Consider the following 26,411-nt stretch of genomic DNA (forward strand, 5'->3'; position numbering starts at 1 on the left):
GCAGGACGAAGGACCGAGAAGCAGCGCACATTCCGACCGCTGCGCACGGCGGACGGAGGACAGCGCATGCGGCGACAAGCAGAGACTCGAAAAGGGCGAATACCCGGACGCCGCGCCGTACTGCTCGGCTCCGCCGCTGTCGCCGCGACCACCGCCGCCGGCGTCGTCGTGGGCCGCACGGCGGCGTCCCCGCCATCGCCCCGCGCCACCGCCCCCTCCCCCGCCTCCGGGCGCCCCGCCGCCGAGGGCGATCACGCCCTGCTGCTCCAGGTCCTCGCGCACCCCGACGACGACCTGTACTTCATGAACCCGGACACCGCGCAGGCCATCGCCGCCGGCGTCCCCCTCGTCTGCGTGTACGTCACCGCGGGCGAGGCCGACGGCGTCAACAAGATCCCCGGCCGCCCGCATCCCCCGGCCGACAAGGCCGCCTACGCCTCCGCCCGCCACCAGGGCCTCCGCCAGTCCTACGCCGCCCAGTTCGGCCTGCCCGTCTTCAGCCGCTGGCGCACCGAGGTCGCCACGCTCGCCGGCGGCCACCAGGCCGAGGTGAACACCCTGGAGCACCGCGGCCGCCGCGTCGAGCTCGTCTTCCTCGACCTGGCCATGCACACTCCGGCCGGCCACATGGGAACCCCGGCCCTGTGGCGCGAGCGCGGCCTGCCCCTGCCTACCGTCGTCGTCAACGGCTCACCGCTGCGCCGGGCGCAGACGTACGACTACGACGGCCTGGTCGACGTACTCGTGGCCCTCTTCGAGCGCTACCGGCCCACCCTCGTGCACACGCTCGACCCCGACCCGGACATCCAGCACAGCGATCTGCGCACCCGCATCCGTGACAGCGAGCAGGCCGGTTACTCCGACCACGGCGACCACACCGCGGTGGCCGCGTTCACCTGGGCAGCGCTGATCCGCTGGGCGCAGCGCACGTCCGACGGGCCGCCCCCGTTCGCGGTCACCGCCTTCCGCGGCTACTACAACCACCACTGGCCGGACAACCTCCCCGAGGCCGTGCTGCACGCCAAGGCCGAGCGCCTCGTCCCCTACGGGGCAGCCCCTGACTGGCAGTGCGGCAACCCCTCCGGCTGCGGCGACTACAACGTCGGCGGGGACCGCCCCCTCACCAACCGCAAGGGCTGGATCCGCTCGACCCACTACCGCTACCCGGGGCCCAGGATCGCCCTCACCCAGGAACCCGACGGCAGGCTCACCGGCTACGGAGTGCTCGGCCTGCGCGCGGTCCGCTGGCGCGAGAGCGAGGAGGGTGTCTTCGGTCGGCCGACGGACCTCGGGGGCGGGCCGCTCGCGCCCACTCTCGGCGCCGCGACACTCTCCGACGGGCGGCAGCTGCTGTTCGGCCTGCGGCTCGCGGCCCTCGAAGGGCGCGGCGGCTCGGACCTGCGCGAGATCGCGCTCCTCGAACAGCGCGCCGCCGGCGGGAAGTTCGGCGCCTGGACCGGCCTGGGCAACCCGGAGACCGATCCCGTACGGGGCCGCCGCATCGGCGTCCCCGTCGCCGTCACCGCCCCCGACGGGCGCGTCCACCTCTTCGTGCGCGACGCGGGGCAGGGCATCAGTACGCGCGTTCGTAACCTCGACGGGCGCTGGTCACCGTGGCGCGGCCTGGGCGGCGGGCCCGTACAGGACGGCCTGACCGCGGTCGTGGGCGCGGACGGCGGCGTCCACGTGTACGCGCCGGGACGCGACACCGTGCACCACTGGACGCCGCAAGGCCCCGCCCCGCTCGCCGGGCTGCCGGTCCCCGCCGACGCGGTTGCCGCTGCGGGCGACCGGCTCTACTACCGGACCCCCGCCTCGTCCGCGCTGACCGCGACGGCCGGGCCGGCGGTCGGCTTCCCCGGCTACGGCCCCGTGACCGCCGACGGCCCGTATCTCTTGGGCCGGGACGCGAGCGGCAGGCTCCAGCTCCTGCGCGGCGGCGGCCGGATCCAGCACGCCGCCCGCGACCTGGTCAGCCTCGACGGCCCCGCCCTGCGCGCCACCCCGTCGGGCCCGGTGGCCGCGGGCCTCTCCCCCGCCGCCCGCCCCTGGCTGTGGCGCCCGACCAGGTCGACCGGCACCGGAAGCGGCACGGCCCGCAAGGTCTGATCCCGGTACAGATCCCGGGTACACGAAAGGGCCCGTACGACCGAAGTCGTACGGGCCCTCTCAGGTGCTCGCTGGAGCTACCAGGTCAAACCGTCAGGTAATTACTTGACGATCTTGGTGACCTGGCCGGCGCCCACGGTCCGGCCACCCTCACGGATGGCGAACTTCAGGCCCTCTTCCATGGCGACGGGCTGGATGAGCTCCACCTTCATCTCGGTGTTGTCACCCGGCATGACCATCTCGGTGCCCTCGGGGAGGGTCACCACGCCGGTCACGTCCGTCGTGCGGAAGTAGAACTGCGGACGGTAGTTGTTGAAGAAGGGGGTGTGACGGCCACCCTCGTCCTTCGACAGGATGTAGGCCTGGGCCTCGAACTCGGTGTGCGGCGTGACCGAACCGGGCTTGATGATGACCTGGCCGCGCTCGACGTCCTCGCGCTTGATGCCACGGAGGAGCAGACCGACGTTCTCACCGGCCTGGCCCTCGTCGAGCAGCTTGCGGAACATCTCGATGCCGGTGACCGTGGTGGTGGTCTTCTCCTGCTTGATGCCCACGATGTCAACGGTCTCGTTGACCTTGAGGACACCACGCTCGATACGGCCGGTGACGACCGTACCGCGACCGGTGATCGTGAAGACGTCCTCGATCGGCATGAGGAACGGCTTGTCGACGTCACGCTCGGGCTGCGGGATCGACTCGTCGACGGCGGCCATGAGGTTCAGGATCGACTGACCCCACTCCTTGTCGCCCTCGAGCGCCTTGAGCGCCGAGACCTTGACGACCGGCAGGTCGTCGCCCGGGAACTCGTACTCGGAGAGGAGCTCACGGACCTCGAGCTCGACGAGCTCCAGGATCTCCTCGTCGTCCACCATGTCGGCCTTGTTCAGGGCGACGACGATGTACGGAACGCCGACCTGGCGGGCCAGGAGCACGTGCTCCTTGGTCTGCGGCATCGGGCCGTCGGTGGCGGCGACCACGAGGATGGCGCCGTCCATCTGCGCGGCACCCGTGATCATGTTCTTGATGTAGTCCGCGTGACCCGGGCAGTCGACGTGCGCGTAGTGACGCGTCTCCGTCTGGTACTCGACGTGCGCGATCGAGATCGTGATACCGCGCTGGCGCTCCTCAGGAGCCTTGTCGATCTGGTCGAAGGCCGAGGCCTCGTTCAGGTCCGGGTACGCGTCGTGCAGCACCTTGGTAATGGCGGCCGTGAGGGTCGTCTTACCGTGGTCAATGTGACCGATGGTGCCGATGTTGACGTGCGGCTTAGTCCGCTCGAACTTCGCCTTCGCCACTGGGTCCTCCTGTGGAGTGGTTCTGTACGCCTTGCTTCATCGGCGCCAGGTGATCTTTGCTGGGAAACCCGCCGCCGGGGTCCGGGGTGACGAACCCCAGCGGTCGGTGTCAAGCCTAAAGCGTGAACTCGGGTGAGTTACTCGCCCTTGGCCTTCGCGATGATCTCCTCGGCGACGTTCCGCGGAACCTCGGCGTAGGAGTCGAACTGCATCGAGTAGCTTGCGCGACCCGACGTCTTGCTGCGGAGGTCTCCGACGTAGCCGAACATCTCCGAGAGGGGCACGAGGCCCTTCACGACGCGAGCGCCGCTGCGCTCCTCCATGGCCTGAATCTGGCCACGGCGGGAGTTGATGTCGCCGATGACCTCACCCATGTAGTCCTCGGGCGTGGTGACCTCAACGGCCATCATCGGCTCGAGCAGCACGGGCTTGGCCTTGCGCGCGGCCTCCTTGAAGGCCTGCGAACCGGCGATCTTGAACGCGAGCTCGGAGGAGTCGACCTCGTGGTAGCCACCGTCGAGAAGGATGACGCGGACGCCAGTCATCTCGTAGCCGGCCAGGATGCCGAACTGCATGGCCTCCTGCGCACCCGCGTCCACCGACGGGATGTACTCCCGGGGGATGCGGCCACCGGTGACCTTGTTCACGAACTCGTACGTGGCGTCGCCGCTGTCGATCGGCTCGATCGCGATCTGCACCTTGGCGAACTGACCGGTACCACCGGTCTGCTTCTTGTGGGTGTAGTCGTGACGCTCGACGGCCTGACGGATCGTCTCGCGGTAAGCGACCTGCGGCTTGCCGACGTTCGCCTCGACGCGGAACTCGCGCTTCATGCGGTCGACGAGCACCTCGAGGTGAAGCTCGCCCATACCACCGATGATGGTCTGGCCGGTCTCCTCGTCCGAGTGGACCTGGAAGGAGGGGTCCTCCTCCGAGAGGCGCTGGATGGCGACACCCAGCTTCTCCTGGTCGCCCTTGGACTTCGGCTCGATGGCGACCTGGATGACCGGCGCCGGGAAGTCCATGGACTCCAGGATGACCGGGGCCTTGTCGTCACAGAGCGTCTCACCCGTGGTGGTCTGCTTCAGACCCATGACGGCGACGATGTCACCGGCGCCCACCGACTCGATCTCCTCACGCTTGTTCGCGTGCATGCGGTAGATCTTGCCGATGCGCTCCTTCTTGCCCTTGACGGAGTTCAGCACGGCGGTGCCGGACTCCAGGCGGCCCGAGTAAACCCGGACGAAGGTGAGCTTGCCGAGGTGCGGGTCGCTCATGATCTTGAACGCCAGCGCCGAGAGGGGCTCCTCGTCGGACGGCTTGCGCTTGACGACCGTCTCCGGGTCCTTGACGTCGTGGCCCTCGATGGCCTCGACGTCCAGGGGGGAGGGCAGGTAGCGCACGACGGCGTCGAGCAGGGGCTGAACGCCCTTGTTCTTGAACGCGGTGCCGCAGAACACGGGGGTGACGGTGGTGTCGCCGCCCTTGCCGGAGGCGATGGTGATGCGACGCACGGCCGCGTACAGCTGGTCCACGGAGGGCTCGGTGCCCTCCAGGAACAGCTCCATCATCTCTTCGTCGTTCTCGGCGACGGCCTCGAGGAGCTTGCCGCGGTACTCCTCGGCGGCCTCGGTGTGCGTGGCCGGGATGTCGACGATGTCGTACGCCTCGCCCTTGGCCGCCTCGGCGGACCAGACGAACGCCTTCATCGTGACGAGGTCGACGACACCCTGGAAGTCAGCCTCTGCACCGATGGGCAGCTGCATGACGAGCGGGGTCGCACCGAGGCGGTTGACGATCATGTCAACGCAGCGGTGGAACTCGGCACCCGTACGGTCGAGCTTGTTGACGAAGCAGATACGCGGCACGCCGTAGCGGTCCGCCTGACGCCAGACAGTCTCGGACTGGGGCTCAACGCCGGCAACGCCGTCGAACACCGTCACGGCACCGTCGAGGACGCGGAGCGAACGCTCCACCTCGACGGTGAAGTCCACGTGACCCGGGGTGTCGATGATGTTGATCGTGTGGTCGACGTCGTTCAGCGGCCAGTGACAGGTGGTGGCAGCAGAGGTGATCGTGATGCCACGCTCCTGCTCCTGCTCCATCCAGTCCATGGTCGCGGCACCGTCGTGGACCTCACCGATCTTGTACGACACACCGGTGTAGAACAGGATCCGCTCGGTGGTGGTCGTCTTGCCCGCGTCGATGTGGGCCATGATCCCGATGTTGCGGACCTTGGCCAGGTCAAGTGAAGTGGTAGCCATATCGGCTCAGTCTTCTCTCGGTCTCGATGTGGGTTGCGACTACCAGCGGTAGTGCGCGAAGGCCTTGTTGGACTCGGCCATCTTGTGGGTGTCCTCACGCTTCTTGACAGCAGCGCCAAGACCGTTCGAGGCGTCGAGCAGCTCGTTCATGAGGCGCTCGGTCATGGTCTTCTCACGGCGGGCGCGGGAGTAACCCACGAGCCAGCGCAGCGCGAGCGTGTTGGCGCGACCGGGCTTGACCTCGATCGGCACCTGGTAGGTGGCGCCACCGACACGGCGGGACTTGACCTCGAGGGTCGGCTTGATGTTCTCCAGCGCGCGCTTCAGCGTGATGACCGGGTCGTTGCCCGACTTCTCACGCAGACCCTCCATGGCGCCGTACACGATGCGCTCGGCGGTGGAGCGCTTGCCGTTCAGCAGCACCTTGTTGATGAGGGAGGTCACCAGAGGAGAACCGTAGACCGGGTCGATGATGACCGGGCGCTTCGGGGCGGGGCCCTTACGAGGCATTCTTACTTCTCCTTCTTGGCGCCGTAGCGGCTGCGGGCCTGCTTGCGGTTCTTGACACCCTGGGTGTCAAGCGAACCGCGGATGATCTTGTAACGAACACCAGGCAGGTCCTTCACACGGCCGCCACGCACGAGCACGATGGAGTGCTCCTGCAGGTTGTGTCCCTCACCCGGGATGTAGGCCGTGACCTCGATGCCGCTGGTCAGACGCACACGCGCGACCTTACGGAGGGCCGAGTTCGGCTTCTTCGGGGTGGTCGTGAACACACGCGTGCAGACGCCGCGACGCTGGGGCGAACCCTCGAGTGCGGGCGTCTTGTTCTTCTCGACCTTGTCCTGCCGGCCCTTCCGGACCAGCTGCTGGATCGTAGGCACTACTTCTCCGGTTTCTGTGTGCCGAATAGTAAAGCTAACCTGGAACATTCCCCGACCCACGCGGTCGGGTGTGTCGAATACTGTGAACTCCCGCCGCCAAGCGGGAAGGGCGCAGATTGCGGTGGCCCATCCAGACTCCCGCAGCGGCTGACGACACGCACAGGAGCCCAGGCACACCCCAGGCACAAGGTCTGAGCGTACCTACCTCATCGGGTTCGGTCAAAACAAATGCGGCGAGGGCAGACACGCCGACCGTTCACACGTTGTCAGTCGGGGCCCCACAGCGCCGTATACGGCCCCCTGAGGGCCGAAATCAGCTTGATCCTTTACGCGAATTGAGACTTTCGTCCCATCCGCCACCCGCCGGCGCCACCCGCACACGAACGCCGAAGGCGCCCACCCCGCACGAATGCGAAGTGGGCGCCCTTCAGCAGACTTCAGCCCACGTCAGTAGACGTAGACCCACGCCTTACTGGTTGTACGGACCGTAGTCGTAGTCCTCCAGCGGGACGGCCTGGCCGGAGCCCGTGCCGAACGGCGAGTAGTCGATGTCGTCGTAGCCGACGGCCGAGTACATCGCGGCCTTGGCCTCTTCGGTGGGCTCGACCCGGATGTTGCGGTAGCGGGACAGACCCGTACCGGCCGGGATGAGCTTACCGATGATGACGTTCTCCTTGAGGCCGATGAGGCTGTCGGACTTGGCGTTGATCGCCGCGTCCGTCAGGACTCGGGTCGTCTCCTGGAAGGAGGCGGCCGACAGCCAGGATTCCGTCGCCAGCGAGGCCTTGGTGATACCCATCAGCTGCGGACGGCCGGAGGCGGGGTGACCGCCCTCGGTGACCACACGACGGTTCTCGGTCTCGAACTTCGAGCGCTCGACGAGCTCGCCCGGCAGCAGCTCCGCGTCGCCGGACTCGATGATCGTCACACGGCGCAGCATCTGCCGGATGATGATCTCGATGTGCTTGTCGTGGATCGACACACCCTGCGAGTTGTAGACCTTCTGGACCTCGCCGACCAGGTGGACCTGGACGGCACGCTGACCCAGAATGCGCAGCACGTCGTGCGGGTTGGTGGCACCCACGGTGAGCTTCTGGCCCACCTCGACGTGGTCGCCCTCGCCCACGAGCAGACGGGCACGCTTCGAGATCGGGAACGCCGTCTCGTCGCTGCCGTCGTCCGGGGTGACGACGAGCTTCTTGGTCTTCTCGGTCTCCTCGATACGGACGCGGCCGGCCGCCTCCGAGATCGGGGCGACACCCTTGGGCTGACGGGCCTCGAAGAGCTCGACAACACGGGGCAGACCCTGGGTGATGTCGTCACCGGCCACACCACCGGTGTGGAAGGTACGCATCGTCAGCTGGGTACCGGGCTCACCGATGGACTGGGCGGCGATGATGCCGACCGCCTCACCGATGTCGACGAGCTTGCCGGTGGCCAGCGAGCGGCCGTAGCAGAAGGCACAGGTGCCGACCGCGGACTCACAGGTCAGGACCGAACGGGTCTTGACCTCCTCGACGCCCGCGTTGACCAGCGCGTCGATGAGCACGTCGCCCAGGTCCACGTTGGCCGGCGCGATGACCTTGCCGTCGATGACGACGTCCTCGGCGAGCATGCGGGCGTAGACCGAGGTCTCGACGTCGTCCGTCTTGCGCAGCGTGCCGTCGGCACCGCGCTCGGCGATCTTCAGCTTGAGGCCACGCTCGGTACCGCAGTCCTCTTCGCGGATGATGACGTCCTGCGAGACGTCCACCAGACGACGGGTCAGGTAACCCGAGTCGGCGGTACGCAGGGCGGTGTCCGCCAGACCCTTACGGGCACCGTGCGTGGAGATGAAGTACTCCAGAACGGTGAGGCCCTCACGGAAGGACGCCTTGATGGGACGAGGAATCGTCTCGTTCTTGGCGTTCGACACCAGACCACGCATACCCGCGATCTGACGCATCTGCATCATGTTTCCTCGGGCACCCGAGTCGACCATCATGAAGATGGGGTTCGTCTTCGGGAAGTTCGCGTTCATCGCCTCGGCAACCTCGTTGGTCGCCTTGGTCCAGATCGCGATGAGCTCCTGAGTGCGCTCGTCCTTGGTGATCAGACCGCGCTCGTACTGCTTCTGGACCTTCTCGTCCTGCGCCTCGTAACCCGCGACGATTTCCTTCTTCGCCTCGGGAACGACGACGTCGGAGATGGCCACGGTGACACCGGAACGGGTCGCCCAGTAGAAGCCCGCCGCCTTCAGGTTGTCGAGCGTCGCCGCCACGATGACCTTGGGGTAGCGCTCGGCGAGGTCGTTGACGATCTCCGAGAGCTGCTTCTTGCCGACCGAGTAGTCGACGAACGGGTAGTCCTCGGGCAGCAGCTCGTTGAAGAGCGCGCGGCCGAGCGTCGTACGCAGACGGAAGCTGTCGCCCGACTGGTACTCGGCCTCACCCTCCTCGGCGACCGGCGGGGTCCAGCCGCGCGGCGGGATGGTGCCCACCGGGAAGCGGATGTCGACGGCCGACTGCAGCGCGAGCTCGCCGGCGTCGAACGCCATGGTCGCCTCGGCCGTGGAGCCGAACGCGCGGCCCTCGCCCTTGACGTCACGGAGCTCACCGTCGGTGGTCAGGAAGAACAGACCGAGGACCATGTCCTGGGTCGGCATCGTGACCGGACGGCCGTCGGCCGGCTTGAGGATGTTGTTCGAGGACAGCATCAGGATGCGGGCCTCGGCCTGCGCCTCCGCGGAGAGCGGCAGGTGCACGGCCATCTGGTCACCGTCGAAGTCCGCGTTGAACGCGGTGCAGACGAGCGGGTGGATCTGGATGGCCTTGCCCTCGACCAGCTGCGGCTCGAAGGCCTGGATGCCGAGGCGGTGCAGCGTCGGCGCACGGTTCAGGAGAACCGGGTGCTCGGCGATGACCTCTTCCAGGACGTCGTACACGACCGTGCGGCCGCGCTCGACCATGCGCTTGGCGCTCTTGATGTTCTGCGCGTGGTTCAGGTCGACCAGACGCTTCATCACGAACGGCTTGAAGAGCTCCAGCGCCATGGCCTTCGGCAGACCACACTGGTGCAGCTTCAGCTGCGGGCCGACGACGATGACGGAACGCGCCGAGTAGTCGACTCGCTTACCGAGCAGGTTCTGACGGAAACGACCCTGCTTGCCCTTGAGCATGTCGGACAGCGACTTCAGCGGACGGTTGCCGGGGCCCGTGACCGGGCGACCACGACGGCCGTTGTCGAAGAGCGCGTCGACGGCCTCCTGAAGCATGCGCTTCTCGTTGTTCACGATGATCTCGGGGGCGCCGAGGTCAAGGAGTCGCTTGAGGCGGTTGTTGCGGTTGATCACGCGGCGGTACAGGTCGTTCAGGTCGGAGGTCGCGAAGCGGCCACCGTCCAGCTGCACCATCGGACGCAGGTCCGGCGGGATGACCGGCACGCAGTCGAGCACCATGCCCTTGGGGCTGTTGCTGGTCTGCAGGAACGCGGAGACGACCTTGAGGCGCTTGAGCGCACGGGTCTTCTTCTGGCCCTTGCCGGTACGGATGATCTCGCGGAGGCGCTCGGCCTCCTCCTCGAGGTCGAAGGACTCCAGGCGCTTCTGCAGGGCAGCGGCACCCATGGAGCCGTCGAAGTACGTGCCGAAGCGGTCACGCAGCTCGCGGTAGAGCAGCTCGTCACCTTCGAGGTCCTGGACCTTGAGGTTCTTGAAGCGGTTCCACACCTCGTCGAGGCGGTCGATCTCGCGCTGCGCACGGTCGCGCAGCTGCTTCATCTCGCGCTCCGCGCCTTCGCGCACCTTGCGGCGCACGTCGGCCTTGGCACCCTCGGCCTCGAGCTCGGCCAGGTCGGTCTCGAGCTTCTTGGCGCGGTTCTCCAGGTCGGAGTCGCGACGGTTCTCGATCTGCTGACGCTCCACCTGGACGTGCGCCTCGAGGGAGGGCAGGTCGCGGGTACGGCGCTCCTCGTCCACGAACGTGATCATGTACGCCGCGAAGTAGATGACCTTCTCGAGGTCCTTCGGGGCGAGATCAAGCAGGTAGCCGAGGCGCGACGGAACGCCCTTGAAGTACCAGATGTGCGTGACAGGGGCGGCCAGTTCGATGTGGCCCATCCGCTCACGACGCACCTTGGCGCGAGTGACCTCGACGCCGCAGCGCTCGCAGATGATGCCCTTGAAGCGGACACGCTTGTACTTACCGCAGTAGCACTCCCAGTCCCGGGTCGGACCGAAGATCTTCTCGCAGAAGAGTCCGTCCTTCTCGGGCTTGAGGGTGCGGTAGTTGATGGTCTCAGGCTTCTTGACCTCGCCATGGGACCAGGTCCGGATGTCGTCCGCGGTGGCAAGGCCGATCCGCAGCTCGTCGAAGAAGTTGACGTCGAGCACTGTGCGTCAATCCCTCTTTCGGGGTTGTGCCCCTCGCGTTAGCGAGAAATAAGGCGCTTCATCATGGTCTGAACGGTCCCGGGGATGGCCGGGGGCTCCTTGTGGGAGCCCCCGGCCAGGCCCGTCAGACCTCTTCGACGCTGCTCGGCTCGCGCCGGGACAGGTCGATACCGAGCTCCTCCGCAGCGCGGAAGACATCCTCGTCGGTGTCGCGCATCTCGATGGACATGCCGTCCGAGGACAGCACCTCCACGTTGAGGCAGAGCGACTGCATTTCCTTGATGAGCACCTTGAAGGACTCGGGAATGCCCGGCTCGGGGATGTTCTCGCCCTTGACGATGGCCTCGTAGACCTTCACGCGGCCGGTCACGTCGTCGGACTTGATCGTCAGGAGCTCCTGGAGTGCGTACGCGGCGCCGTAAGCCTCAAGCGCCCACACCTCCATCTCACCGAATCGCTGGCCACCGAACTGAGCCTTACCACCCAGCGGCTGCTGGGTGATCATGGAGTACGGACCGGTCGAACGGGCGTGGAGCTTGTCGTCGACCAGGTGGTGCAGCTTGAGGATGTACATGTACCCGACCGAGATCGGGTCCGGGAACGGCTCACCGGAGCGGCCGTCGAACAGCTTGGCCTTGCCGGACGGCTGGACCAGGCGGTCACCGTCGCGGTTCGGGATCGTGGCCTCGAAGAGACCGGAGATCTCGTCCTCGCGGGCACCGTCGAAGACCGGGGTCGCGACGTTGGTGCCGGGGGCGACCTGGTCGGCGCCGATGGCCTGCAGGCGCTTGGCCCACTCGTCACCGAGGCCGGAGACGTCCCAGCCGCGGCTGGCGAGCCAGCCGAGGTGGATCTCCAGGACCTGTCCCGGGTTCATTCGGGACGGGACACCCAGCGGGTTGAGGATGATGTCGACCGGAGTTCCGTCCTCGAGGAACGGCATGTCCTCGATCGGAAGGATCTTCGAGATAACACCCTTGTTGCCGTGGCGTCCGGCGAGCTTGTCACCGTCCGTGATCTTGCGCTTCTGCGCCACGTAGACACGAACCAGCTGGTTCACGCCCGGCGGCAGCTCGTCGCCCTCTTCACGGTCGAAGACGCGGACGCCGATGACCTTGCCGATCTCGCCGTGCGGCACCTTCAGCGAGGTGTCGCGCACCTCGCGCGCCTTCTCACCGAAGATCGCCCGGAGCAGGCGCTCCTCGGGGGTCAGCTCGGTCTCACCCTTGGGCGTGACCTTGCCGACGAGGATGTCGCCGGCGACGACCTCGGCACCGATACGGATGATGCCGCGCTCGTCGAGGTCGGCGAGGACCTCTTCGGAGACGTTCGGGATGTCCCGGGTGATCTCCTCCGGGCCGAGCTTGGTGTCACGGGCGTCGACCTCGTGCTCCTCGATGTGGATCGAGGAGAGGACGTCGTCCTGCACGAGGCGCTGCGACAGGATGATCGCGTCCTCGTAGTTGTGACCCTCCCACGGCATGAACGCCACGAGCAGGTTCTTGCCGAGCGCCATCTCGCCGTTCTCGGTCGCGGGACCGTCGGCCAGGACCTGGCCCTCGATCACGCGGGCGCCCTCGTCCACGACAACCTTCTGGTTGACGGAGGTGCCCTGGTTGGAGCGGGAGAACTTGGCGAGGCGGTACGTGGTGTACGTGCCGTCGTCGTTCGTCGTGGTGATGTAGTCCGCGGAGACTTCCTGGACCACACCGTCCTTGTCGGCCTTGAGCACGTCGCCGGCGTCGGTGGCGCAGCGGTACTCCATGCCGGTGCCGACGAGCGGGGCCTCCGACTTAATCAGCGGCACCGCCTGACGCATCATGTTCGCGCCCATGAGGGCACGGTTGGCGTCGTCGTGCTCGAGGAACGGGATCATGGCCGTCGCGACCGACACCATCTGGCGCGGCGAGACGTCCATGTAGTCGACGTCGTCGCCCGGGATGTAGTCGATCTCTCCGCCACGACGGCGGACCAGGACGCGGTTCTCGGTGAAACGCATGTCGTCGGACAGGCCGGCGTTGGCCTGGGCGATGACGAAGCGGTCCTCCTCGTCGGCGGTCAGGTAGTCGACGTCGTCGGTGACGACACCCTCGACGACCTTGCGGTACGGCGTCTCGACGAAGCCGAACGCGTTGACGCGGCCGTACGAGGCGAGCGAACCGATCAGACCGATGTTCGGGCCTTCAGGCGTCTCGATCGGGCACATGCGGCCGTAGTGAGACGGGTGCACGTCACGGACCTCGAAGCCGGCCCGCTCACGGGACAGACCACCCGGGCCAAGAGCCGACAGGCGACGCTTGTGGGTGAGACCCGACAGCGGGTTGTTCTGGTCCATGAACTGCGACAGCTGGCTGGTGCCGAAGAACTCCTTGATGGAGGCGACGACCGGCCGGATGTTGATCAGGGTCTGCGGCGTGATCGCCTCGACGTCCTGGGTGGTCATCCGCTCGCGGACGACGCGCTCCATACGAGCCAGACCCGTGCGGACCTGGTTCTGGATGAGCTCGCCGACGTTACGCAGACGACGGTTGCCGAAGTGGTCGATGTCGTCGGTCTCGACGACGATCGAGGCACCGCTGTCACCCACGGTCTCGGTCTCACCGGCGTGCAGCTTCACCAGGTACTTGATCGTCGAGATGATGTCCTCGACGGTCAGGACGCCGGCGTCCAGCGGGGCTTCGCCACCCAGCTTCTTGTTGACCTTGTAGCGGCCGACCTTCGCGAGGTCGTAGCGCTTCGGGTTGAAGTAGAGGTTCTCGAGCAGCGTCTGCGCGGCCTCACGGGTCGGCGGCTCGCCCGGACGCAGCTTGCGGTAGATGTCGAGCAGCGCGTCGTCCTGGCCCTGGGTGTGGTCCTTCTCCAGGGTGGCGCGCATGGACTCGTACTCGCCGAACTCCTCGAGGATCTGCTCGGTCGTCCAACCGAGAGCCTTGAGCAGGACGGTGACGGACTGCTTGCGCTTGCGGTCGATGCGGACACCGACCATGTCGCGCTTGTCGATCTCCATCTCCAGCCAGGCACCACGCGAGGGGATGACCTTGGCCGAGAAGATGTCCTTGTCGGACGTCTTGTCGATGGAGGAGTCGAAGTAGACACCCGGCGAGCGGACGAGCTGCGACACCACGACACGCTCGGTGCCGTTGATGACGAAGGTGCCCTTGTTGGTCATGAGCGGGAAGTCGCCCATGAAGACCGTCTGGGACTTGATCTCGCCGGTCTCGTTGTTGGTGAACTCAGCCGTGACGAAGAGCGGGGCGGCGAACGTGAAGTCGCGGTCCTTGCACTCGTCGATGCTGTTCTTCGGAGGCTCGAAACGGTGGTCGCGGAACGTCAGCGACATCGACCCGGAGAAGTCCTCGATCGGAGAGATCTCCTCGAAGATCTCCTCCAGACCGGACTTGGTGGGGACGTCCTGACCGGACTCAAGAGCCGCCTCGACCCGACTCTGCCAGGCGGTGTTGCCGAGCAGCCAGTCGAAGCTCTCGGTCTGCAGCGCGAGCAGGTTGGGAACCTCGAGGGGCTCCTTGATCTTTGCAAAGGAGATGCGCAGCGGGGCGGTGCTTGCGCCGTTGTTCGTATTCGCGGTCGAGGCAGTGCGCGAGGCGGCCAAGAGGGGGTCCTTCCGAGGGCTCGGACTCACTACGCGCGTACCGGTCCCAAGCTGGCACGGGACGGGACGGAAATCCCCGGTCAGGGAGGCTTCAGTCCACGGTGCTCGAGCGAGGGTATGCCCCTGGTGACGGGCAGGAGGCAGCTAACAGGCAGCGCAAAGGGTCAGTGTAGCCACTTGGCTCACTGATGTCCAGTGCGGGTTTTTTGAGACCCTCGTTGTCCTCAACGACCCTCGTCAGACCCTCGTTGTTCTCAACATCTGCGACACGTCACTTACAGAGCGCACATCCTTACTGCCCTCTTCGCCGTCGATCCATGCCTCGGATCCGGATCCTTGTGACGACGCGTCCTGAGAATTGCGCGCTGCGTGCGGTTCGTCAAGGCCCCCATCCCTCCGGACGGGATCGCCGTGACCACCACCGACCGGCTCACACCGGCTCCAGGCACAACGAAGATCACCATACTCGTCGCAACCGTCAGTGCAAGGCAGCCGCCTCAGGAGCCCCCGGGAACGCCGAAGGGCGACCACCCAGATGGGTGATCGCCCTTCAGTACGTTCGCGTTACAGCCCCACGCGGGAGCCGCTCAGCAGCGAGTCAGGAGGCTCGCGAGGTGTTACTTGACCTCGACGGAGGCGCCGGCAGCCTTGAGGGACTCGGCAGCCTTCTCAGCGGCCTCCTTGGCGACCTTCTCGAGGACCGGCTTCGGGGTGCCGTCGACGAGGTCCTTGGCCTCCTTGAGGCCCAGGGAGGTGAGCTCGCGCACGACCTTGATGACCTGGATCTTCTTCTCGCCGGCGCCGGTGAGGATGACGTCGAACTCGTCCTGCTCCTCGGCAGCCTCGGGGGCAGCGCCACCGGCGGCGGGGCCGGCAACGGCGACGGCCGCGGCGGCGGTGACGTCGAACTTCTCCTCGAAGGCCTTCACGAACTCGGAGAGCTCGATGAGGGTCATCTCCTCGAACTGCGCGAGCAGGTCGTCCTGGGACAGCTTCGCCATGATGGCGTCCTTCCACTAATTCGGCTGGTGCCGATGTACATGTAGGCGGGCGTACGTTCGGCCCGCTGCGACCGTCGCCCTAGTGGGCGGCGATCATTGCGCGAGCCGAGTTACTCGGCACCGCCCTGCTCGGCCTGCTTGGCACGAAGCGCCTCCGCGGTGCGGACGAACTTCGACGGGAGCGCCTGGAAGACCTGGGCAGCCTGAGTCTGCTTGCCCTTGAAGGCGCCCGCCAGCTTGGCGAGCAGAACCTCGCGGGACTCGAGGTCCGCAAGCTTCTTGATCTCATCGGCGGACAGCGCCTTACCGTCAAGGACACCGCCCTTGATGATGAGGTTCGGGTTTTCCTTGGCGAAGTCACGAAGACCCTTCGCCGACACCACCGGGTCACCGGTGATGAAGGCAACCGCCGTCGGACCGTTGAAGAGGTCGTCCAGCGTGTTGATCCCGGCCTCGTTGGCCGCAATCTTGGTCAGCGTGTTCTTCACCACGGCGTACTGGGCGTTCTCACCGAGCGAACGACGCAGCGTCTTGAGCTGCGCCACGGTGAGACCCCGGTACTCGGTCAGCACGGCGGCGTTCGAGCTGCGGAACTGGTCCGTGAGCTCGGCTACCGCGGCAGCCTTGTCGGGCCTTGCCATAGAGCGTCGGCCTCCTTCCGGGTGATGAGGACCGCTCAGAAGGGGCTGTACAAAACAAAACGCCCCGGCGCAGGCGCACGGGGCGTAGCTCGACCGGTCTTTGTTCGGTGAAGAACAGCGTCCGGGAACTTTCCACAGTCACCTGCGCAGGTCGTCCGCTTTCAGCAGATCCTTCGGTCGCCGCTTCCTCTTGCGAGGGCACGGCAACGACCAGCGGTCTTTGGCTTCTCGAGGAGACTACGTGACGGGGTCCGGCTCAGGCAAATCCGCCCGAACGACGTCCCCATGTAGTACGCGTCGGGCAGGAAGCGGGACTGGGAGGGCGAGCCGCCCATCAGGCGGGTGGCCCCGGCCATCGAGCCACCCGTCGTGGCCACGCTCAGGGTGCCGCGTGCGGCCCGCAGCGCCCCGGTGACGTTCTCGTCGGCCTCGGGGGCCTTCGGCGCGCCGCAGGACACCAGACCGGCAAAGGCCGGGACAAGGCGAAAACGGGAACGGGCCCCGCACCTCGAAAGGTGCGGGGCCCGGAACCGACTTCGGTGAGCTACGAGGCTCAGACCGCGGCCGGGTCCTCCTCGACGAGGAGGTTGCGGGTGCGGTTCGGGTCGACCGGAACGCCGGGGCCCATCGTGGTGGCGATGGCGGCCTTCTTGATGTAACGACCCTTGGCGGCGGACGGCTTCAGACGAAGGATCTCGTCCAGGGCCGCGCCGTAGTTCTCCACCAGCTGGGTGTCGTCGAAGGACACCTTGCCGATGATGAAGTGGAGGTTCGAGTGCTTGTCGACGCGGAACTCGATCTTGCCGCCCTTGATCTCGTTCACGGCCTTGGCCACGTCCGGGGTCACGGTGCCGGTCTTCGGGTTCGGCATGAGGCCACGGGGACCGAGCACGCGGCCGAGGCGGCCGACCTTGCCCATGAGGTCCGGGGTGGCGACGACGGCGTCGAACTCGTTCAGGCGGTTGCCCTTGGAGATCTCGTCGATGAGCTCGTCGGAGCCGACGATGTCGGCGCCCGCGGCTTCCGCGGCCGCAGCACGGTCACCGGTCGCGAAGACCAGGACCCGGGCGGTCTTGCCGGTGCCGTGCGGGAGGTTCACGGTGCCACGGACCATCTGGTCGGCCTTGCGCGGGTCGACACCCAGACGGAAGGCGACCTCGACGGTGCCGTCGAACTTCGTCGCGGAGGTCTCCTTGGCGATACGGACGGCCTCGAGCGGGGCGTAGAGCTTGTCCCGGTCGATCTTCGCGTCCGCAGCGCGGAGAGTCTTGCTGCGCTTCACTTCTACTCCTGGAGTTCAGGTATGGAGTTCGTGGTCCGGGCCGGCGCTGGCCCTGCCACTGAAAGGTCTTACGGGGGTGAGGGTCAGCCCTCGACCGTGACGCCCATGGAACGCGCGGTACCGGCGATGATCTTCGCGGCGGCGTCCAGGTCGTTGGCGTTGAGGTCGGCCATCTTGGTGGTGGCGATCTCGCGGACCTGCGCGTCGGTGATCTTCGCGACCTTGGTCTTGTGGGGCTCGCCGGAGCCCTTCTCGATGCCGGCGGCCTTGAGGATCATCTTCGCGGCCGGCGGCGTCTTGGTCACGAAGGTGAAGGAACGGTCCTCGTAGACCGTGATCTCCACCGGGATGACCCAGCCACGCTGCGACTCGGTCGCGGCGTTGTAGGCCTTGCAGAACTCCATGATGTTGACGCCGTGCTGGCCAAGCGCGGGGCCGACCGGCGGGGCCGGGTTGGCGGCACCAGCCTGGATCTGGAGCTTGATAAGCCCCGTGACCTTCTTCTTCTTGGGAGGCATGTGCTCTCTCCGGGTCCTAGTGAGAGTTTTCAGCCGACATCCGGTCATCCGGATGGAGGCATACCGCACCACGATAACGGGTATCTATGTGCGGCCAAAAACCGAGCAGGTCAGACAGGCTTTGAGAGCCCGTCTGACCTGTTCGGAAGTGCTTGTTCCAGAAGGTGCCGGCAGGGGCTAGTTCTTCTGGATCTGGTCGAAGCTGAGCTCGACCGGGGTCTCGCGGCCGAAGATCTCGACGAGGCCCTTGACCTTCTTCGAGTCGGCGTTGATCTCGTTGATCGTGGCCTGCAGCGTCGCGAACGGGCCGTCGGTGACGGTGACCGAGTCGCCGACCTCGAAGTCCAGGACCTGGACCTCGACCTTGCGGGACGGAGCCGGCTTGCCCTCGGCCTCGGCGGCCTCACGGGCGGCCTTCTCCTCGGCCTCCGGGGCGAGCATCTTGACGATCTCGTCCAGGGTCAGCGGGTACGGGTCGTAGGCGTTGCCCACGAAGCCGGTGACGCCGGGGGTGTTGCGGACGACGCCCCAGGACTCGTTCGTCAGGTCCATGCGGACGAGCACATAACCAGGCAGCTTGTTCTGCTTGATCGTCTTGCGCTCGCCGTTCTTGATCTGCGCGACCTCTTCCTGCGGCACCTCGGCCTGGAAGATGAAGTCCTCGACGTTCAGCGAGACGGCGCGCTGCTCGAGGTTGGTCTTCACGCGGTTCTCGTAACCGGCGTACGTGTGGATGACGTACCACTCGCCGGGCAGCGTGCGGAGTTCCTCACGCAGGGCGGCGATGGGGTCGACCGGCTCGGACTCCTCGACGGTCTCGTCCTCGGCGGCGTCCTCGGACTCGTCCTCGAGGGACTCCTCGGCGGCCTCGTCCTCGTCGGCTTCGGCGGCGGCCTCGTCCTCGACGTGCACGGCGGCCTCTTCGGCAGCCTCACCGGCGGCGGCGTCGGCAGCCTCGGCCTGGTCCGGGTCCTCGGCGTCCGCCGCCTCGACGATGTCGAGCTCGTCCTCAACGGACTCGACGGGCTCGATCGCCTCGTTCAGGTTCGGGTCAGACACTGTGGCTGCTTCTTCCTGGATACATGGGGGTGGAACACGCGAAAGGGGCGCCGGGTCCGGCGCCCTTCGCTCTCGGCTCAGCCGAAGATGTACTTGACGGCGTGGTTGAAGCCATAGTCAATCACGGTCACCAGAGCGATCATGATGACGACGAAAACGATCACCACACTGGTGTACGTGGTGAGCTGGTTACGAGTCGGCCAGACGACCTTGCGGAGCTCCGCGACGATCTGGCGGTAGAAGAGCGCGAGACGGCCGAAGGGGCCCTTCTTGCCGCGCTTGCCGCCCTTGCGGGCCTTCTTTTTGGACTCCGGCGCCTCGTCCTGGGCATCAGGCATGTCGATGGAGCCCACGGCGTCCGTCACGCGTCCTCACCTGAATTCCCGGTCGTGGCCGTGCCGCGTCCGGTTGAGCCGCACGGCGATGCATTTGCAGTACGTACATGCGCACACATCCTGGCGAAGGAGTGTGTAGCAGGGCCGGAGGGACTTGAACCCCCAACCGCTGGTTTTGGAGACCAGTGCTCTACCAATTGAGCTACGACCCTTTGTCTTCCCCAACGTACCGCATCCTTCTGGCTGCACGTCGTGTGCCCGGAAAGTGCGGTCGGTGAAGGCCAACGAGCAGTGAGTGTACGTGCTCCGAAGCCCTCCGTCGAACAGATGGGGATCAGAAGTGGATCAACAACGGATCGTCCGGTCCGTGAAACCCGTGTGCCGGGCGGCTTTCCGGTCTGGAACGATGGGTTCATGAGCGCTGCTGCTACTCCCTCCTCCTCGCCCACCGAGCGCCGGGTCTCCGCCCGAGTCGGCGCGATCTCCGAGTCCGCGACCCTGGCCGTCGACGCCAAGGCCAAGGCCCTCAAGGCCGCCGGGCGTCCGGTCATCGGTTTCGGCGCGGGTGAGCCCGACTTCCCGACCCCGGACTACATCGTCGAAGCGGCCATCGAGGCCTGCAAGAACCCGAAGTACCACCGGTACACGCCCGCCGGCGGCCTGCCCGAGCTGAAGGCCGCGATCGCCGCGAAGACGCTGCGCGACTCGGGCTACGAGGTCGACCCCTCGCAGGTCCTGGTGACCAACGGCGGCAAGCAGGCCATCTACGAGGCCTTCGCCGCGATCCTCGACCCGGGCGACGAGGTCATCGTCCCGGCGCCGTACTGGACGACGTACCCCGAGTCGATCCGTCTCGCCGGTGGTGTCCCGGTCGAGGTCGTGGCCGACGAGACGACCGGCTACCGCGTGTCCGTGGAGCAGCTGGAGGCCGCGCGCACCGAGCGCACGAAGGTCGTCCTGTTCGTCTCGCCGTCGAACCCGACCGGCGCGGTGTACAGCGAGGCCGACGCCGAGGCGATCGGCCGCTGGGCCGTCGAGCACGGCCTGTGGGTGCTCACGGACGAGATCTACGAGCACCTGGTCTACGGGGACGCGAAGTTCACGTCCCTGCCGGCGCTCCTGCCCGAGCTGCGCGAGAAGTGCATCGTGGTGAACGGCGTCGCCAAGACGTACGCGATGACCGGCTGGCGCGTCGGGTGGATCGTCGGCCCGAAGGACGTCGTGAAGGCCGCGACCAACCTGCAGTCGCACGCCACGTCCAACGTGTCGAACGTCGCGCAGGTCGCCGCGCTCGCCGCCGTCTCGGGCGACCTGACGGCCGTCGCGAAGATGCGCGAGGCCTTCGACCGGCGCCGCAAGACCATGGTGCGCATGCTGAACGAGATCGACGGCATGTTCTGCCCCGAGCCGGAGGGCGCCTTCTACGCGTACCCGTCGGTCAAGGAGCTCATCGGCAAGGAGATCCGCGGCAAGCGTCCGCAGAGCTCCGTCGAGCTGGCCGCGCTCATCCTGGAGGAGGCCGAGGTCGCGGTCGTCCCCGGTGAGGCCTTCGGCACGCCGGGCTACCTGCGCCTGTCGTACGCGCTGGGTGACGAGGACCTGGTCGAGGGTGTCTCGCGGATCCAGAAGCTGCTGGCGGAGGCGCGCGACTGACGCGCGCCGCACGCGTGAGGCGGGCCGCCCCCGGGTCATCCGGGGGCGGCCCGTTTCTTCGTTCGGAGGGGGCCACGAACGAGGAAAGGCGCTTCCCGGGCGGTGGGTGTGTGCGGCAAGATCCTGGGATGGAGCGAGTACCACGTGATGTACGGCAGCTGCCCAAGGCCCATCTGCATCTGCACTTCACCGGGTCGATGCGGCCCACGACCCTGCTCGAACTCGCCGACAAGTACGGGGTCAGGCTGCCCGACGCCCTGACCGGGGCCGAGCCGCCGAAGCTGCGGGCCACCGACGAGCGCGGCTGGTTCCGCTTCCAGCGGCTGTACGACGCGGCGCGGTCCTGTCTGCGCGAGCCCGAGGACATTCAGCGGCTCGTGCGGGAGGCGGCCCTCGAGGATCTCGCGGACGGGTCCGGGTGGCTGGAGATCCAGGTCGACCCGACGTCGTACGCGCCGCGGCTCGGGGGGCTGATTCCGGCCCTGGAGGTCATCCTGGACGCCGTCGAGACCGCATCGCGGGACACGGGTCTCGGCATGCGGCTGCTGGTGGCCGCGAACCGGATGAAGCACCCGCTGGACGCCCGCACGCTGGCCCGCCTCGCCGTGCGCTACGCGGACCGGGGCATCGTCGGCTTCGGGCTCTCCAACGACGAACGGCGGGGCATGGCGCGGGACTTCGACCGGGCGTTCGCCATCGCCCGGGACGGCGGTCTCCTGGCCGCGCCGCACGGCGGCGAGCTGACCGGGCCGGCGTCCGTGCGTGACTGTCTGGACGACCTGGATGCCGCGCGGATCGGGCACGGGGTGCGGGCCGCCGAGGACCCGCGGCTGCTGCGGCGCCTCGCCGAGCGGGGAGTGACCTGCGAGGTGTGCCCCGCCTCCAATGTCGCGCTCGGCGTCTACGAGAAGCCCGAGGATGTACCCCTGCGCACTTTGTTCGAGGCCGGGGTGCCGATGGCGCTCGGCGCCGACGATCCGCTCCTGTTCGGCTCGCGCCTGGCCGCCCAGTACGAGATCGCCCGTCAGTACCACGACTTCGACGACACGGAGCTGGCCGAGCTCGCGCGCCAGTCGGTGCGGGGCTCCGCGGCGCCGCAGGACGTCAAGGCGAAGCTCCTGTCGGGGGTCGACGACTGGCTGGCCGATCCGGCCTGAGGATTCGGCGTCGCTCTACGCGATGCCCGCGAGCAGGGTGCGGGTCAGGGATGCGGCGAACTCGTCCAGGGGCTGCGGGGGCTTGCGGTCGGGGGCCATGTCGTACGCGAAGGCGCGCTGGGCGCAGGCTCCGAGGAGGAGGGACGCGGCGGCGTACGTGTCGGCGTCGGGGCGGACGCGGCCCGCGCTCTGCTCGGACCTGAGGTAGGCGTCCAGGCCCTGGATCGGCCGGTGGGGGCCCGTGCCGAGCTCGCGCATCGCCTCCTCGTGGCGGCGCTTGAGCTGGGGTTCCGCGTACAGGGAGGCGGCCATCGGGAAGGTCTGCTCGTAGAAGAGGGCGGCCTCGCGGGCGATCTCCGTGAGGTTCTCCTCGACGGTCCGCGTGCCCGGCTCCCCGGTCAGCTCGGTCAGGAGCGGTCCGAGCTTGGGCAGCCGCTCGCTGAGAACGGTCACGAACAGCTCTTCCTTGTTCGCGAAGTACTTGTAGAGCGCCGCTTCCGAACAACCCGCCGCCTTGGCGATCTCCTTGGTGGTCGCGCGGGCAAGGCCGATGCTCAGCATGAGTTCATGGGCCGCGTCGACGATGCGGACCCGGGCCGGCTTCTGGTGCATGCGGGCTCCAACCAAGCTTGACGAGCAGGTGAGTATCCACTCACTCTAGAGGTGAGTGAACACTTACCCACCCTAGGAGGGTGTGCCATGAGGCTCACTGTTTTCGGAGCGACCGGTGGCATCGGGCAGGAGATCGTCCGACAGTCCCTGGCGGCGGGACACCAGGTCACGGCGGTGGTCCGGGATCCCGCGCGGTTCACGGTGACGGGTGCGAATCTCGACGTGTTCCGGGCGGACGTACGGGATCCGGAGGCCCTGCGCCCCGCGGTCGCCGGGCGCGACGCGGCCCTGTCGGGGCTCGGCGCCCGCCGGCGCGCCGACGCGGGCATCGCGGCCGAGCTGACCCGGTCGGTGCTGCGGGCGGTGGAGGCGGAGGGCGTACGGCGGCTGCTCGTCGTCAGCGCGGCGCCGGTCGGCCCCGAGCCGGAGAACTCACCGCTCCTCGACCGCGCCCTGCTCGGCGTCATCAACTCGCTGCTCAAGCCCGTCTACGACGATCTGCGGGCCATGGAGCGCGAGCTGGCGGGCAGCGCCACGGACTGGACGTCCGTGCGCCCGCCCAAGCTCACCGACAAGCCGGTCACCGGCACGTACCGGACCGTCGTCGGCGGGAATCCGCGCAGCGGCCGCAGCATCTCGCGGGCCGACGTGGCTCACGCGATGCTGGCGATGATCGACGACCCGGCGACGGTGAAGCAGGGCGTGGGGGTCGCGTACTAGCGGCCCTGCTTCGAAAAGCTCAGAGACTCACGCCCACCGTGACCGGCTCGTTGACCAGCGTCACGCCGAAGGCGTCGTGGACGCCGGCCACGACCTCGCGGGCCAGGGCCAGGAGGTCGTCGGTGGTCGCCTCGCCGCGGTTGGTGAGGGCGAGCGTGTGCTTGGTGGAGATGCGGGCGGGCCCGGAGCCGTAGCCCTTGGTGAAGCCGGCCTTGTCGATGAGCCAGGCCGCGGAGGTCTTCGTCAGCCCCTCGCCCGCCGGGAACGCGGGGGCCTTCACGTCGGGACCGAGACGCTCGGCCACGCGCGCGTGGAAGGCGGAGGTCTCCGCGTCCGTGAGGATCGGGTTGGTGAAGAACGACCCGGCCGACCAGGTGTCGTGGTCCTCGGGGTCGAGCACCATTCCCTTGCCCGCGCGCAGCTTCAGGACGGTCTCTCGGGCGAGCGCGGCGGGGACCCGGTCGCCAGCCTCGACACCGAGGGTGCGGGCCGTCTCCGGGTACTTGACCGGGGCGCTCATGCCGCCCGCGTCCTCGAGCCCGAACCGCACGCGCAGCACCACGAAGCGGTCCGGGTCGGCCTTGAAACGGCTGTGCCGGTACGAGAAGGCGCACTCCTCGTTCGGAATCGTGACGGTCTCGCCGGTCTTCCGGTCGTAGGCGACCACCTCGGTGATCGTCGACGAGACCTCCTGGCCGTACGCGCCCACGTTCTGGATCGGCGTGGCGCCGGCGGAGCCGGGGATTCCGGCCAGGCACTCGATGCCGGCGAGCCCGGCCTCGACGGTGCGGGCGACCGCGTCGGTCCATACCTCTCCGGCCGCGAGTTCGAGCCTCGTACCGTCGAGGGAGAAGCCCTTCGTGGCGATCCGCAGGGCCGTGCCCGCGAAGCCCTTGTCGCCGATGACCAGGTTGCTGCCACCGCCGACGATCAGCAGCGGCGTACCGGCCTCGTCGGCCTCACGGACGGCGGCGATCACCTCGTCGTCGGTCGTCGCCGTCAGCAGTCGCGTCGCGGGACCGCCGAGTCGGAAGGTGGTCAGGGGGGCGAGGGGGGCGTCGTGGAGTTCCTGCACGGGCTCAAGAGTACGAGAACGGCCCCGCCGGCAGTGGCGGGGCCGTTTCTCGTACGGCTGCGTGTGTGCCTACTGGGCGAGCTGCACCACGGCGCGCGACATCCCGAGGACCTTCTGGCCCGCGCTCATGGCGGTGAGGTCGACACGGACGCGGCCGTCGTCGAGCTTGGCGGCGACCTTGCCGCTGACCTCGATCTCGGCGCCCTTGTCGTCGTTCGGGACGATGACGGGCTTGGTGAAGCGCACCCCGTACTCCACGACGGCGGCGGGGTCGCCGACCCAGTCGGTCACGACGCGGATCGCCTCGGCCATGGTGAACATGCCGTGGGCGATGACGTCCGGGAGGCCGACCTCGACCGCGAACTTCTCGTTCCAGTGGATCGGGTTGAAGTCCCCGGAGGCGCCCGCGTACTGCACGAGCGTGGCCCGGGTCACGGGGAACGTCTGGGCCGGCAGCTCGGTGCCGATCTCCACGTCCGCGTACTGAATGGTCGTCGTCATGGTCACGCCCCCTCGGCCGCGCGCGACACGAGCTTGGTCCAGGCGGTCACGACGTGCTCGCCCGCCTCGTCGTGGACCTCGCCACGGATGTCCAGGATGTCGTTGCCCGCGAGGGACTTGATCGCCTCGATCGTCGAGGTGACGGTGAGCCGGTCGCCGGCGCGCACGGGGCGCGTGTAGGCGAACTTCTGGTCGCCGTGCACGACGCGGCTGTAGTCGAGGCCCAGCTGCGGGTCCTCGATCACCTGGCCCGCGGCCTTGAATGTGATGGCGAACACAAAAGTCGGCGGGGCGATCACATCGGAGTGGCCGAGCGCCTTGGCCGCCTCCGGATCGACGTACGCGGGATTGGCGTCCCGCACGGCCTCCGCGAATTCACGGATCTTCTCCCGGCCGACCTCATAGGGGTCGGTGGGCGGGTAGGACCGTCCCACGAAGGACTGGTCGAGCGCCATGGACTCGGCACCTCCTGGATTTGCGCTGTTGCCGAACATTGCCGGACGTTGCCGGATGCTGCGGGATCTTACGGCGACTGGTCGAACGCGATAACGACACGAGGCCGCCCCCCGGTAAAGGGGACGGCCTCGTGTACGAGCCTGAGTCAGCGCGTTTCGCGGTGCGCCGTGTGCTGGTTGCAGCGCGGGCAGTGCTTCTTCATCTCAAGACGGTCCGGGTCGTTGCGCCGGTTCTTCTTGGTGATGTAGTTCCGCTCCTTGCACTCCACGCAGGCCAGCGTGATCTTCGGGCGGACGTCGGTGGCAGCCACGTGAGTGCTCCTTGGACGGACGGATTGACGGATGAACGCACAAATAGTAGCCGACCGGAGGACCGACCCCACAATCGGCTACTGTGTGTAGCGGTGACCGGACTTGAACCGGTGACACAGCGATTATGAGCCGCTTGCTCTACCGACTGAGCTACACCGCTTTGATGCGATGCCCCTCACCCTGAGGTGAGGGAACTTCACACCAGAGCCCCAATACGGAATCGAACCGTAGACCTTCTCCTTACCATGGAGACGCTCTACCGACTGAGCTATTGGGGCGAGCGATGAAGACATTACACGCTCGCCCGCCGATCGCCCAAATCCGTTTCCCGGCCGCCCTCCGCGGGCACAGCCGCACCCCTTCCGGAGCCGCAACAACCGCCTCCGCACGCCTCATCCGTACCGCGGCACGACAGCGGTACGACTATTGCGCTCCTCCTCGAAGCGGGCCTGCCGCAGCTCTAGGCTCGACCCGCGCTGCGTGATCTTGTACGCCCTGCCGGTCCCTCCTCTGCCCCGACGGGGAGGCCACCGCCCACGCGGCCGCCGCCCCCGAGCAC

General features: G+C 67.4%; 21 protein-coding genes and 3 tRNA genes. 4 read left to right on the forward strand and 20 right to left on the reverse strand.

What is annotated here, in order from left to right; genetic code table 11:
• Positions 1 to 66 precede the first annotated feature (66 nt).
• A complete protein-coding gene (locus EOT10_RS33205; protein WP_127832094.1) occupies positions 67 to 2,109 on the forward strand; it encodes a PIG-L family deacetylase in 2,043 nt (680 codons plus the stop codon).
• 101 nt (positions 2,110 to 2,210) lie between these two features.
• On the opposite strand, the gene tuf is transcribed toward EOT10_RS33205, so the two are convergent.
• From tuf to EOT10_RS33275, 13 genes are all read right to left on the reverse strand, one after another.
• Positions 2,211 to 3,404 carry an elongation factor Tu gene (tuf, locus tag EOT10_RS33210; RefSeq protein ID WP_116511070.1) on the reverse strand — a complete coding sequence of 398 codons (1,194 nt, stop codon included), beginning with the start codon at positions 3,402 to 3,404 and terminating at the stop codon, positions 2,211 to 2,213.
• A gap of 137 nt (positions 3,405 to 3,541) precedes the next feature.
• A complete protein-coding gene (fusA, locus tag EOT10_RS33215; protein ID WP_127832095.1) occupies positions 3,542 to 5,668 on the reverse strand; it encodes an elongation factor G in 2,127 nt (708 codons plus the stop codon).
• A gap of 39 nt (positions 5,669 to 5,707) precedes the next feature.
• Positions 5,708 to 6,178, reverse strand: coding sequence for a 30S ribosomal protein S7 (gene rpsG, locus EOT10_RS33220; RefSeq protein ID WP_116511074.1), 471 nt, complete (start codon positions 6,176 to 6,178; stop codon positions 5,708 to 5,710).
• A 2-nt stretch (positions 6,179 to 6,180) separates the two neighbouring features.
• Positions 6,181 to 6,552, reverse strand: coding sequence for a 30S ribosomal protein S12 (gene rpsL, locus EOT10_RS33225; protein WP_003948652.1), 372 nt, complete (start codon positions 6,550 to 6,552; stop codon positions 6,181 to 6,183).
• 469 nt (positions 6,553 to 7,021) lie between these two features.
• Positions 7,022 to 10,921: a DNA-directed RNA polymerase subunit beta' gene (locus EOT10_RS33230; RefSeq protein WP_127832096.1), complete on the reverse strand. Its 3,900-nt coding sequence runs from the start codon at positions 10,919 to 10,921 to the stop codon at positions 7,022 to 7,024.
• Positions 10,922 to 11,045: 124 nt separating this feature from the next.
• The gene (gene rpoB / locus EOT10_RS33235) at positions 11,046 to 14,531 is read right to left on the reverse strand and encodes a DNA-directed RNA polymerase subunit beta (protein WP_127832097.1); all 3,486 of its coding nucleotides are present in this window, start codon (positions 14,529 to 14,531) and stop codon (positions 11,046 to 11,048) included.
• A gap of 617 nt (positions 14,532 to 15,148) precedes the next feature.
• The gene (rplL, locus tag EOT10_RS33245; protein ID WP_093540770.1) at positions 15,149 to 15,532 is read right to left on the reverse strand and encodes a 50S ribosomal protein L7/L12; all 384 of its coding nucleotides are present in this window, start codon (positions 15,530 to 15,532) and stop codon (positions 15,149 to 15,151) included.
• A gap of 110 nt (positions 15,533 to 15,642) precedes the next feature.
• Positions 15,643 to 16,173 carry a 50S ribosomal protein L10 gene (gene rplJ, locus EOT10_RS33250; protein WP_127832098.1) on the reverse strand — a complete coding sequence of 177 codons (531 nt, stop codon included), beginning with the start codon at positions 16,171 to 16,173 and terminating at the stop codon, positions 15,643 to 15,645.
• 553 nt (positions 16,174 to 16,726) lie between these two features.
• Positions 16,727 to 17,455, reverse strand: coding sequence for a 50S ribosomal protein L1 (gene rplA, locus EOT10_RS33255; protein ID WP_127832099.1), 729 nt, complete (start codon positions 17,453 to 17,455; stop codon positions 16,727 to 16,729).
• A gap of 83 nt (positions 17,456 to 17,538) precedes the next feature.
• The gene (gene rplK / locus EOT10_RS33260; protein ID WP_127832100.1) at positions 17,539 to 17,973 is read right to left on the reverse strand and encodes a 50S ribosomal protein L11; all 435 of its coding nucleotides are present in this window, start codon (positions 17,971 to 17,973) and stop codon (positions 17,539 to 17,541) included.
• Positions 17,974 to 18,150: 177 nt separating this feature from the next.
• The gene (gene nusG, locus EOT10_RS33265) at positions 18,151 to 19,032 is read right to left on the reverse strand and encodes a transcription termination/antitermination protein NusG (RefSeq protein WP_127832101.1); all 882 of its coding nucleotides are present in this window, start codon (positions 19,030 to 19,032) and stop codon (positions 18,151 to 18,153) included.
• Between the two features lie 77 nt (positions 19,033 to 19,109).
• A complete protein-coding gene (gene secE / locus EOT10_RS33270; RefSeq protein ID WP_127832102.1) occupies positions 19,110 to 19,397 on the reverse strand; it encodes a preprotein translocase subunit SecE in 288 nt (95 codons plus the stop codon).
• A gap of 109 nt (positions 19,398 to 19,506) precedes the next feature.
• Positions 19,507 to 19,579 (reverse strand) — tRNA-Trp (locus tag EOT10_RS33275).
• Between the two features lie 202 nt (positions 19,580 to 19,781).
• Between EOT10_RS33275 and EOT10_RS33280 the strand changes: the two genes are divergently transcribed.
• On the forward strand, positions 19,782 to 21,020 hold the full coding sequence (locus EOT10_RS33280) for a pyridoxal phosphate-dependent aminotransferase (protein WP_127832103.1): 1,239 nt from the start codon (positions 19,782 to 19,784) through the stop codon (positions 21,018 to 21,020).
• A 128-nt stretch (positions 21,021 to 21,148) separates the two neighbouring features.
• The gene (locus tag EOT10_RS33285; protein WP_127832104.1) at positions 21,149 to 22,177 is read left to right on the forward strand and encodes an adenosine deaminase; all 1,029 of its coding nucleotides are present in this window, start codon (positions 21,149 to 21,151) and stop codon (positions 22,175 to 22,177) included.
• A 15-nt stretch (positions 22,178 to 22,192) separates the two neighbouring features.
• On the opposite strand, the gene EOT10_RS33290 is transcribed toward EOT10_RS33285, so the two are convergent.
• Positions 22,193 to 22,789 carry a TetR/AcrR family transcriptional regulator gene (locus EOT10_RS33290; RefSeq protein WP_127832105.1) on the reverse strand — a complete coding sequence of 199 codons (597 nt, stop codon included), beginning with the start codon at positions 22,787 to 22,789 and terminating at the stop codon, positions 22,193 to 22,195.
• A gap of 87 nt (positions 22,790 to 22,876) precedes the next feature.
• On the opposite strand from EOT10_RS33290, the gene EOT10_RS33295 reads away from it, so the two are divergent.
• Positions 22,877 to 23,509: an NAD(P)-dependent oxidoreductase gene (locus EOT10_RS33295; RefSeq protein ID WP_127832106.1), complete on the forward strand. Its 633-nt coding sequence runs from the start codon at positions 22,877 to 22,879 to the stop codon at positions 23,507 to 23,509.
• Between the two features lie 19 nt (positions 23,510 to 23,528).
• Here the strand turns inward: EOT10_RS33295 and EOT10_RS33300 are convergent, their stop codons facing one another.
• The 6 genes from EOT10_RS33300 to EOT10_RS33325 form a co-directional block, all read right to left on the reverse strand.
• Positions 23,529 to 24,584, reverse strand: a complete 1,056-nt coding sequence (locus EOT10_RS33300; RefSeq protein WP_127832107.1) for a UDP-N-acetylmuramate dehydrogenase — start codon at positions 24,582 to 24,584, stop codon at positions 23,529 to 23,531.
• 69 nt (positions 24,585 to 24,653) lie between these two features.
• Positions 24,654 to 25,085, reverse strand: a complete 432-nt coding sequence (locus tag EOT10_RS33305; protein ID WP_127832108.1) for a MaoC family dehydratase — start codon at positions 25,083 to 25,085, stop codon at positions 24,654 to 24,656.
• Positions 25,086 to 25,087: 2 nt separating this feature from the next.
• Positions 25,088 to 25,540 carry a MaoC family dehydratase N-terminal domain-containing protein gene (locus EOT10_RS33310; protein ID WP_127832109.1) on the reverse strand — a complete coding sequence of 151 codons (453 nt, stop codon included), beginning with the start codon at positions 25,538 to 25,540 and terminating at the stop codon, positions 25,088 to 25,090.
• Between the two features lie 146 nt (positions 25,541 to 25,686).
• Positions 25,687 to 25,851, reverse strand: a complete 165-nt coding sequence (gene rpmG / locus EOT10_RS33315; protein ID WP_100594914.1) for a 50S ribosomal protein L33 — start codon at positions 25,849 to 25,851, stop codon at positions 25,687 to 25,689.
• Between the two features lie 88 nt (positions 25,852 to 25,939).
• A tRNA-Met gene (locus EOT10_RS33320) sits at positions 25,940 to 26,012 on the reverse strand.
• 45 nt (positions 26,013 to 26,057) lie between these two features.
• Positions 26,058 to 26,130, reverse strand: a tRNA-Thr gene (locus EOT10_RS33325).
• Positions 26,131 to 26,411 lie beyond the last annotated feature (281 nt).

It is taken from the genome of Streptomyces antnestii (assembly GCF_004005495.1).
GTDB lineage: Bacteria > Actinomycetota > Actinomycetes > Streptomycetales > Streptomycetaceae > Streptomyces > Streptomyces antnestii.